A 10,826-nucleotide genomic window follows, 5' to 3' on the forward strand; every position below is an offset into this window, starting at 1 on the left:
CTGCCGTCGAGTCCCACGCCTAGCGCCAGATAGATAGCCTTGTTGATAATCTGCTTATCTTGACGTACTTTGACGACAATGCAGTCTAGATAGACGATAGGATAGACGCTGCTCAATGGTCGGTTCTGCCAAGCGGTGATGTCGTCTAAGATATTATCGGTGACTCTTGAAACCAATGTACTTGAGATATCTACATCGTAGAGCTCTTTGATGCTCTCTACAATCTCGGTAGTGGTTTGACCTTTGGCGTATGAGCGAGGATCAGCAAGTGTCTGGGAGACACTTGCCCGAAGCGCAAGACGTAAGGCTATGCCTGTAGTGAAATATGATTTTATCATCAAGACCAGTAATGCGAGTTTGATGCTTACGCACTAGTGCAGGTTCAAAGCTGCTATCACGGTCTCTTGGGGTGGAGATCTCAAGATCGCCTGTGTCACTGCGGACTCTTTTTTTAGTGTGCCCATTGCGCTTGTTTGGTTTATCTGCTTTCTCATGCTTGGGGTAGCCGAGATGATCTTCCATCTCAGCCTCTAAGGCAGTGTCGATAAAGGATTGCATGAGTTGCTTCTGAAAGTCTTTGATGTCATCGAAGCTGTTCATGCTACCAGCCATTTGCTCAGCCAGTTTTTTAATGTCAGATTGAGTCGTCATTGCTTATTCTCCTGTTAGTGGATTATAAGCAGTTACACAAAGTTTGGGAAACTCCCTCAAGCGTAGCTAATTCAACATCATTAACGCCAGTCTAGTCCGCTTCGAAATAGTCAATTACCTCAGACTTATAAAGCCCATTGACTGTTTCAGCCAATGCATTGTCGTATGAATCGCCAGTCGTGCCCACCGAGGCGATAGCACCAGAGTCCTTCATCTTATATGTATAGCGAATGGATAAGCACTAAACCCCTCGATCACTGTAATGAATCACGTCTTTGGGATTGTTTCTATCTGTTATTGCTTGATTGAGCACTGCCATTACCATATCAGTGTTCATACGACTAGAGAATTTTCAGCCCACAATAGCGCGAGCAAACACATCAATAATAAAAGCGGTATACACCCAGCCGCTCAATGTCTTGATATACGTAAAGTCAGCCACCTATAACTGATTGGGACGATGGGCATTAAAGTTACGATTGACTAAATCATTCGCCCGCCGCTGATCATCATGGCTGTTGGTAGTAATCTTACCTTTACCACGCCAAACTCCCTGCATGCTATGCCGCTTCATTAATCTCTCTACGGTGCAATGAGCCACATGAATGCCATAAGCCTTCATCTGTTGCCAAAATTTGTGAACACCATAACGGTATTTGCTGTCCTGCCAGATGCGTTTGATTTCACTGATGTAGAAGTCGTCATTTTGACTGCGTAATGAGCGCTTGTGAGGGTTGTTGCTTAATTCTTTAGCGCGATAATGGGTTGATGAATTAATCGGTAATACTCTACAGATTAACTCGACCCCATAAAGATGTTTGTTATCATCAACAAACTGAGTCATTATTTTGGTGGACGGCCGAGCTCCGCCTGGGCGAAAAAAGCAGCAGCCTTCCTTATAATCTTATTGACTTGCTTGAGCTATCTATTCTCGCGTTCAAGTTCTTTAATACGTTGCTCTTGGCTTTGGGCTTGTACTGAGGCAGGAATAGTTTGATCGATGTGTTTTTTACGCCATGACCGCTGGGTTTCAGGTGTGCAGCCAATCTTAGGGGCAATGGCTTGAATAGCTGACCAGATGGAAGGATAGTCGCCTGCCGCTTCAATCAGCATGCGAACGCTGCGTTCTTTAACCTCGGGATTGTAGTGTCGTGTTTTCATTGTCGTATTCTCTCAGAATATTGGGTCTCCGACAATCCGGTTCAATACGGGCTGTTCCAGTTTTATAATGGATTAACTATATATAGATATACACTTTTTTCATATATTACCTCAAACCGAACTGACAAAACTGACAAAACTGACAAAAGCCTATATTATGATTTATGATATTTTTGACACGTATATAAAATACCTCTTTAAGTCTATTCTTGTCTAACCAATATCATTAAAATGTGACCAACATACTTCAACACCCCCGACGAAGCATAATAATCATCTGTCATAGCCATGTTTTTATCAGATAGCTTGTGCTTCTTCTGTACCACTCGTACTTCATAACCATGAAAACTCTCACGAGCACCGATACGTATTGAGCTGTCAAGTCCTAGATCTTTTTTAACATCTCGTGCTGCTTGCTCGCTGTGTGCCCTAATCTGCCAATGACTGATATCGATCAGTTGACAACCTACTGTCACGAACTGCTGTAGCATTTTAAGCTGGGTCTCTTTAATACCGAAATGAATTGATGAAGTATTTAAATTGTGTTTATCTGCAAATATTTCCACAAACGACTTCAGTCTAGCAGGCTCATCAATTGACATCTGATACGCACGATCAAGTGCTTTAACTAGAACCTCTTGGTTTTTATGTCCCGCTGGAGCACTCAAAAGCAACCTATCATCAGTAAACTGACTGGCTCTATCGTAAATCTGTCTACCTTCATGGATAGGAATACCATGCCGAAGCGCGACCTCTGGTAACTGCCCTGCTCGTTTATCAACATTTACTGTCTGTAGTTCCTCTAATAGCGCAATTACATCGTATATTTTTGGATGAATAAATATAGACTGTCGTACTTCTTCTGGTTTTGACTGTGGGGCTTGCTGGCAAGCTTCATTGTTCAATGTATCACTATCAATAAATAATGGTCTTTTACCAGCAACCTTATTGATTAAATAACCACGCATCTTATCAAGACGAACCTGTTTAGTGCTTGCATCATACGCCATGCCATCTTGTCTATTTATCGTTTGATAACCAATACCTGTCAGCATCTCAAATACAGTTATAGGCATACTAATTTTAGCTTGACTCATCTGCCAACCTGCCAGCAGATGCGCGGTATGAATATAATGCTCAAACGTAGTATCTGGCGTTAGATGCCCTGCAAGACTAGCCAGCCCAAACCAAATGCCCTGCTCTTTATTATTACCAAGTATTGCCTTAATGATATTGTCGCTATGCTTTTTATCATAGTCTGTCATCACCTGAGCCAGTGGCGAGCTACTCAACACCAATGTCAGCTGACTAAGTGCCGTATGCCGTAAGCTGTGAAAGGTAAAGTCATGGGTAAGCAGCAGTCTATCCCATATTATTTTCATCATATTACTAAAAAATACAGACGGCAATGGCTGGTCGCCTGAGCCTTGTGAAAACAAGTATCGTCGCTTTAACCTGTACTGGTGATGATAATGCGCAATGAATTGCTTTAGCTCATCTGCTTTTAGTAGACTGTCTATCGGTATCACTCTTTTGGCGCTGGAACTCTTTAGTCTGCGATAGCGGTTAGGTTTGAGAATAATTTTAGGGTATTCAATCATCTGTCCATTAAGATTACCGATATCAGCAATTTCGGTAACTTTAATACCTATTATTTCGTTAATTCGCATACCAGTGCGATAAACAAGCGCTAAAACAATCAAACAAAGTTGCTTTTGCTCAACTTCTAACTTCGATGATTGGATGTATCTTTTCATTGCGCGATATACATGTGGTGACACCATTTCGGCTTTAACCACTTGTCGGTTGTTACCCCAAGGGAAGTATACGTAAGGTGCATCAAAGTGAGTACGTTGATGATCGTGAAAGGCTTTTAGACGTCCATAAGTAAATTTCTGACTGTCTTTTAAACGATCAAGATAAGATATCGGTTGGCCAGTAGCATTTTTATCATCATCTATATCACTAGACGTATCATCTTCAAACTCCGATGACTTACATAACATAGACGTCTTACGACCATCTTTAATTTTACTTTGAATAATCTGCTCATAGATATCCTCAAAGTCGTCGCCTTCCCACTGACCAATATTCTCATCCATAGTCAGCATCAACCAATCGCGACCAATGCAGCCGATATATTTACTGATGGTATTTAATCTAATGCTATGATCATCCAGTAGCGATAACGCCCAGCTAAGTAAGCGTTGCGCGTTAGGCTGGCTAGCATCTGTCTTTAATGTTGTGATAGTAGAAGTAGCAGCACTTCTGGTGAGTTTGAGCGTATCTTGCACTTCTTTAATTAAGTTTTTGCTAAAACTTGGATAAGCTATAGCATCTCGCTTGTCCTGTGATTTGTCTACCACCTGATAACTGGTATCAAATAGCTCAGACCACGTAAGCGGCTCATGGTTTGTATTGATCGCTTCTTGGTTATAGCGAATCAGCTTATCAGTCGGCAGTCCAGTCGTTTTAAGATCGCCTTGTCTAACAATAGAAAGTGCCCCATCAATTAAGCTACCTTCCATCTGCCGCCAATAATAGTTGGCGTATTTAATGAGGATTGAGTGCTGCGGACGCTCAATATCTTTATTGGTGAGTTTCAGTTTTTTTGAGATATCATTAATGATGATGTTAAATGTCTTTATTTTTGCCTTACTCAAGTCCTTATCTTTTAGCGCATATAAAAAACACAAACTCATATCATCGGGTACGTAGTCGATAAAGCGCTGTAAGTCGTCACTACCATCTAATGCGCAGCCATAGTTGTCATCAGGCACGCTAAGCGGTATTACGGCTAATTGCTCTGCTTTATTTTTACCATCAGTTGCTGGCAGACTAATCTGATAAGCACGGCGCTCACTAAACAGCCAATCATATAGCGCTCTTAATATGTCAATATCATTAACACCGCCATACATGATGCTGCAATAAATCAGACCCTCAACTAAATCGTTGATTGAGAATCGCCGTTTACGTTGCCAGATATCTATCATAGTTGCACTGCTATCTGCTACAGCGCTTCCATTCACAAACCAGTCATAGTTAGTAGTCAGGCGCTCACGAGTTGCCAGTATCGGCACCACAGGCTCATTGAGGTATAGCTGATGGGCTTTATTATAATCACGAACAAATTCTAAAAATCCGCGCCGCGCTAATTGAAAGTTTTGCGCAGTATCAAACTCCTTTTCTAATCGCTCGTTAATCGCCTTATAATGATGCTGCAGCTCACAAGGTGATTGCATAGGATTTTGATTAACATAGTCTGCAATCAGCACTTTAGCTGCGCGTTTAATGCTTTTTTTAGCGCCATCTCTGTTGAGCTGCCGCAGTTTGTGAGCACTAATGTTATCCATATAAGCGAACCTCAATTTGTTTTAGGCAAAGATCATTGGCAATCGCATCTAGATGAGGGCTGAGCTGGTGCAATTGATTAATAGAGCTTGATGACATGGGGTGCGTAAATTCTTGATCGGGATGCTCATGACCGTAAAGCGTACAAATTAGATAATCAGACACACGTCCTGTGAGCATGGATCGCAGCTGATGACGCAGCCAATTATCCTGATGACTAAAAAAGTCTTGTAGCTCATATCGAACGCGGCTTGGCGTGATACCGATAAAGCCTTTTGGATTTTTTTGGTAAATTTGAATAAGCGATTGCTCTGATTGCAGAATAGCATCAAGGGGATAAGGTGTTTCGGGGCAAATTGGATTATAGATAGCGGCAAATTGCTTAATATAATCAATGTAGTTTTGTATAGCAGCGGCTAAAAACTGACTTAACGGAATGAGCCTGCCGTCAGACTGACCGTGACGCTCTTCTTTATCAGATACCCATAGTAGACGACGTTTAAAATCAAGCTGATTGAGTAATCCTGGCGCATGTTTAACCGGACGAATACCGGTTTGGATCATAACAATATGCCATAGCCAAATGCTATAACTATTGAACTGCGCAATATAGCGATCCATGTGCGATTTTAGCTTGCCATTATAGCTCTCAGCGCTCATAGCCAACTGTTCAAAGAACTGCTGGCACGTAGAGGTTTCAAGCACCATATCGCTGCCAACATGGCTTTTATGACCATTCATGGACACGCTGCACTCATCTACCAATGACGCCTTTTTCTCGTCATCACAGTATGCGCTTAGCAGTGCTACTGCTTTTATATAGGTTTGCTCTAGATCAGCAGTTTTGATGCTGGTGTAATACAGCGGCGAGCTGTGCCTTACATCAACGCCTGTGAGGATGTCAGCATGTAGTGGCTTACTAAGGCCATTTTTAACCACTACAAACAATCCAGACTCGATATATTGAGCACTCAAAGCTGCTAGGTTGAGCTGATTCTTAACCTCGTTGATAGCTAGTTTGACGTCATCAAGTGAAACAGCGACTTTGTCCTCTAACATGATCTGTAGCGCTTCAGGTAGTGCTCGCTTGAATACGCTACCATAGCTTTGCCTGTGAGCAAGCAAATGGCTTCTGGTATTGGTGGTCACATCAAGCGTGATAGCAATACTACTGACTTTACGGGTACGGTCATAAACAAAATACTGACGCTGACTGCGACCGCGCTGCCAATCATCAATTATATTGTCAATACTAAGACCGCTTAACAGTGACAGTAGTAAGACGGCATAACCCGTTCTACTTTCCATTTGTGCACTCATAAAGCGTTGCCATAGCGTCGAAAATAGCATCTGGTAGCCAGTGATACTCAGCTGGCGATGATTAGTTGGGAAATGAAACTGATTGCGGCTGGCATGCTGATAGCTGCTTTTAAGCTTCCATTGCTGTAGCTCAGAGGATTTGGCGATTTGTTTGATGGGTTTAAAATTATTGTCCAGCAGTGGCGGTGTGTTATCATCGGCAATATTCTCAGCAGTTGCCACGTTAGTTGACTTGCGTGATTGTTTCGTACTAAACAATTTTTTCTGTAACGGCTCACCATCAATAACCGTCGTAGTATTAACAGCACTTTGAGCTTTTTTTAAACGTTTGGCGCTCTTATCATAAGTTTTACCGATAAAAGCTTTATTGTTTATGACTACCTCATAAGCCAGCCTGATTTGACCAACTTTACTGGCAAGATACTGATTAGCAGCTTTACCCGTTGCCTCTTCTTGTTTGACGCTTATCTCATACTTTCTGATAGAAGATAAGCATGAGGATAGGTTATCGCACTGATCATGAATTCTAATTAACTCGTTGAGGATATCGCGCTGTGGATCAGCAGGCCTTAATGCCATACGAATACGAACGCCTAGTTTATCAATTTTAGCAAAATGCTTATCTTGCCTAGCTGCAATCATAAACATGATTTTGAGGTAGCCGCTCATAAACCGCCAAGCATCACTACCGCTATCAAACGCACCATACGCTTGATAAAATATAAGCAGCATATATGTAACCGCCCACTCTCCCGTTCTACCTTGCCCGATAATCTGCTGGATCACTTCAGTACAATCGATGCCCCTAAAACTAGCATTAGCACGTGGCGCCGAACACAGTAGATCAATCTCAGCGTCTGGCACCAGACCGATAATATCAATAACCAATGCTTGCATTTGCACATAATGTGGCGAGCCTATAGGAATGAGCTTATTCAATACTCGTTTATCAGTCACATCATCGAACAGTTTAGTATCAGCCATGTCTACCATTCATCCAGTTCATGTTTTTAGGTAGACCTAATAAAGTCTCATCACATGCTACCTTACACTGCTGATATTCATAGCTACTTTGACTGATACCTGCAAAATGACAGTAATTACTAACGGTTAATCGGGGCACGCCCATCAGCTCACAGATAAGCTGCTTTGATGCATTTTTATATATGGCTTGAAACAAAGCCGGATGATTCACGCCAGTAAACCTAGATAGACTGAGAACCTCGCACCACGCCAGCCGCTTAATATCATGACGACTTTCAAGCGCAATCAGACAAGGCTGACGCCAGCTATCTTCGAACCTCATTACCTCATCGATTCGTGCAAAGTTATTGAAGAACTGATAACTGTCTCTATCAAGCATACATAACCGCAATGCTGGTCGATAATAATCATCTAAGCCTGCCAGCTGTGGTCGACGCAGAGGCAATCTATGCTGCTGCCAAACCATAAAAGCAGTTCTGGCATCAGGATGAACGGTTAGATTTTTTGAGTTCAGAACTAACAGCTTTTGAGTCGAGCGAAGAGTCTTATTTTTCACGATAAACTGCTCTAAAAATTATCATTTCATTAATAGTACGTTATAACATAACATTATACAAGTGGATGATTTAATTATATTTATTAAAAAATATATTGGCTGTAAATGAGTGCAAAGTCATTAAAAAGAGCTCTCAAAAATAATAGCGATGCCATTACTTTATGAGAGCTACGATTGTTTTTTATCAGGTAATGATATCGTTATTTTTTAGAGTTTAGAGTGAATATACATATTCAGCTGCATTACTTATAAAACCTAACTTTTACTGTTTTCATCAGGCACGTATTTAAGTATGTCACATGGTGTTACCTCTAGTATTTCACACAATTTGCTTAGTGTATCGAACTCTATACGAGTCGTCTCATCGTTATAAATCCTATGAAGTGTTGATTTACTAATGTCTGTCATCCTTACTAGATCGGCAACCCGTAGTCGTCTTTCTGCTAGAAGCACAGGGAGATTACAAGAAATCACAATAAAATCCTTATTGGTAAGTAAAAAATACTTGCCAGTGACTACTTTTCTGCTAGAATAATACTCGTTGGCAATAACTAAGTTTCCGTCAAAAACTATTTTATGCTGACTAACGCTTTATTATGTCATATACCTATCTTGCTGCTCAATAGCTGGCTAATTATGATAGGTGTGACTGGTTCAATAGATATCATTACTATAAAAAGGGAATGCTAATCGTAGGTATCAGGTCATTAAAAAGGAGCACGTTGTGGGTATCAGCATTGAATGGAGCATGACACAAAACGCTTGGGACAAACGGGTCTGTGAAGACTATTGGGCCTATAACCATAAAATGAGTTATGTTGATTATGTCCATCTGCTTTGTCAAAAATATAGCATTAGTGCGCATGTATTATTTGAAACCGTAAGCCAATGCTACGCTTGCTTAGATGATGTGTGCTGCGAATATTGCGGAAGCGCCTGTCATATTGAAGTGCCCGCTGATATCGCCTATATGCGGGCAAAAGAGAGTTGGTTTTGTGCAGTATGTGAGCATGCTATGTGGCGCGGTAATTCTATTAGCAAATAGAACCAGCTTCAATCGATAGTAGCAGCCAAAGCCATACGTTTATTACGTGTGGCTTTGTTTTTCTTCAGCATAAATTCCATTCAAACGAAAAAATTTAGGCTCATCAGTACTATTTGAACTATAGTATATAAAGGTATCGTCACCAGACAACAACTCTTCAACAGCTTCTGTTACATAAGCCATGGATTCCAGTGGTAAGCTTTGCGGACTCTGCATGCCAACAAATATTCCTTTAGTATCATGAGCTTTTGCAAGTAGATCAATCAGCTTGTGTGTGGCTATCTTTATCATATCGAATTCATGCTCGCCTGTAGAGCTCGCTTGAACAAACTGAAACGAATAACCACACTCAAACAAGCTTATAACGTCTGCTACATCTATACCGATAATAGTACTTGCGGACCTTACATCTAGCAGTTCAACGACATCATTTACTTCATTAGGCTGGCATCTAATAATGCCTTCTACAATATCTAAGCGTTCATACTCATTGTTATCTGTCTGTAAGCCTACTAAAATATCAGCCTCTGCTTTCTCTCTTAGCTCTAGTAGTGCCTGCTCATTCCAACCGTCATTGATCATAAAACAGGCGATAATAGATGGCGAATAATGGTCTTTATCTGGTCGGTATAAGGCGACACACGGAACACTATCTATTTTTGAGTTGTCGAGCTGATATTTCATGATTAGACCTTTTGTTACTCTAAATGTTATGACACTAAAAGTATCACTCGTTTTTATTTTTATACTGATTTACGGTATGGTTAATGAATTTTTGTACTTCATTCATTAGCCTATCTACCTGTTGCAGATCTATCGAACTTTTACCATCAAATATATCTGTGTCTAATACAGCAAAGGTCATATGCCTACCTGAACCAAAGCGCTTTGGCTTAGTCACTTTTAAATCAAAATCAGAAGCTTCTATCTTAAATAGTTTATAGAACTCATTCCTAATCTTACTTCGTCTTTCCTTATCAGGAACAGACATTTTAAAGCAGATTTTCTCTTGCTCGATTTGCAAGTAAATATCTATATTATTCTCTACTCTATGACCCAGACCCCAAAAGCCCATAAAGCCGCCCGAAGGATTAGCAACATAACCCCAATTGCCTTCTCCTAGGTAAGACTGCAAATGTTGAAAAAAGCCAATCCAAGCCCGTTTTTTCCATTCGTTAACAGGTTTTGACTTAAAGCTTTGCACCGCTTCTTCAATAGACTGCAGATGGTTATGATAATCGCTATATATATCACTCTCTTGCAGTGCCGCATTTCGTTCACTATTAAAGAGGTCTAATAAATCTCGTCTAGTTACTGGATAAAAGCCGTCCTTTAACACAGCTTTGTAGTTGCTTTGATCATGCGTTTGTAAATAAATAGGAATGATTTTATCCTCTGTAAAGGTTTGAGCGTGTCCATTGAGCATAAACTGCTTGTATCGAATCAATTGATCTGAATGCTGCAAACTGCCTACTTTATCTTCAATTAATACGCAGTAAGTGTCGTTTATGATACAAAGGACATCAATGTTATTCGCTTGACGCTTCACTACTATTTTATCAATACGACTCGGTAGCGAGTTACCCGCTTTTTTAAAGAATAACGCCAATACACTGGTTGCTAATCTGTTTAGCGCTCTATGCTTATCGTTTCCTGTCTGATAGTCTTGGTCTGCCCAAGAAAGAAGCCAACAGATAAAAGCGTCTTGTGATAATTCAGAGGTGGCAAATTTAAATAAGTTAGGTGTGGTCATTC

The 10,826-nt window shown here is 40.8% G+C and carries 7 protein-coding genes, 2 pseudogenes and 1 other annotated feature; of the genes and pseudogenes, 1 reads left to right on the forward strand and 8 read right to left on the reverse strand.

Annotated features, from left to right (window positions below; all coding sequences use genetic code 11):
* The 6 genes and pseudogenes from ACT3QN_RS13415 to ACT3QN_RS13440 all read right to left on the reverse strand — a co-directional run.
* Positions 1 to 651: pseudogene (locus ACT3QN_RS13415) on the reverse strand (transposase); the annotation flags it as partial.
* 94 nt (positions 652 to 745) lie between these two features.
* Positions 746 to 1,812, reverse strand: a pseudogene (locus ACT3QN_RS13420) (IS3 family transposase); the annotation flags it as partial.
* Positions 1,421 to 1,537: a sequence feature (AL1L pseudoknot), on the reverse strand. It overlaps the preceding pseudogene by 117 nt.
* A gap of 203 nt (positions 1,813 to 2,015) precedes the next feature.
* Complete coding sequence (locus tag ACT3QN_RS13425; protein ID WP_444529290.1) at positions 2,016 to 5,168, reverse strand: tyrosine-type recombinase/integrase; 3,153 nt, start codon at positions 5,166 to 5,168, stop codon at positions 2,016 to 2,018.
* A complete protein-coding gene (locus ACT3QN_RS13430) occupies positions 5,161 to 7,470 on the reverse strand; it encodes a hypothetical protein (protein ID WP_313492491.1) in 2,310 nt (769 codons plus the stop codon). Before ACT3QN_RS13430 ends, ACT3QN_RS13425 begins: the two co-directional genes overlap by 8 nt.
* Positions 7,463 to 8,026 (reverse strand): hypothetical protein, encoded by a 564-nt coding sequence (locus tag ACT3QN_RS13435; RefSeq protein WP_444529291.1) that lies wholly within the window; start codon positions 8,024 to 8,026, stop codon positions 7,463 to 7,465. Before ACT3QN_RS13435 ends, ACT3QN_RS13430 begins: the two co-directional genes overlap by 8 nt.
* A 255-nt stretch (positions 8,027 to 8,281) precedes the next feature.
* Positions 8,282 to 8,500 (reverse strand): helix-turn-helix domain-containing protein, encoded by a 219-nt coding sequence (locus tag ACT3QN_RS13440; protein WP_313492493.1) that lies wholly within the window; start codon positions 8,498 to 8,500, stop codon positions 8,282 to 8,284.
* A 250-nt stretch (positions 8,501 to 8,750) separates the two neighbouring features.
* Between ACT3QN_RS13440 and ACT3QN_RS13445 the strand changes: the two genes are divergently transcribed.
* The gene (locus tag ACT3QN_RS13445; protein WP_240990508.1) at positions 8,751 to 9,071 is read left to right on the forward strand and encodes a hypothetical protein; all 321 of its coding nucleotides are present in this window, start codon (positions 8,751 to 8,753) and stop codon (positions 9,069 to 9,071) included.
* A 42-nt stretch (positions 9,072 to 9,113) separates the two neighbouring features.
* On the opposite strand, the gene ACT3QN_RS13450 is transcribed toward ACT3QN_RS13445, so the two are convergent.
* Entirely contained in the window at positions 9,114 to 9,755 is a 642-nt protein-coding gene (locus ACT3QN_RS13450; protein WP_313492494.1) for a hypothetical protein, read from the reverse strand.
* A gap of 43 nt (positions 9,756 to 9,798) precedes the next feature.
* On the reverse strand, positions 9,799 to 10,826 hold a 1,028-nt coding region (locus ACT3QN_RS13455), incomplete at its 5' end, for a PD-(D/E)XK nuclease family protein (protein ID WP_201617313.1).

The sequence above is a fragment of the Psychrobacter sp. AOP7-C1-14 genome (assembly GCF_052376135.1).
Classification (GTDB): Bacteria; Pseudomonadota; Gammaproteobacteria; order Pseudomonadales; family Moraxellaceae; genus Psychrobacter.

Excerpts from the sequence above, each read along its gene's own strand:
- ACT3QN_RS13450 (WP_313492494.1), bottom strand. The coding sequence starts at position 9,755 with ATGAAATATCAGCTCGACAACTCAAAAATAGATAGTGTTCCGTGTGTC.
- ACT3QN_RS13425 (WP_444529290.1), bottom strand. The coding sequence starts at position 5,168 with ATGGATAACATTAGTGCTCACAAACTGCGGCAGCTCAACAGAGATGGC.
- ACT3QN_RS13430 (WP_313492491.1), bottom strand. The coding sequence starts at position 7,470 with ATGGCTGATACTAAACTGTTCGATGATGTGACTGATAAACGAGTATTG.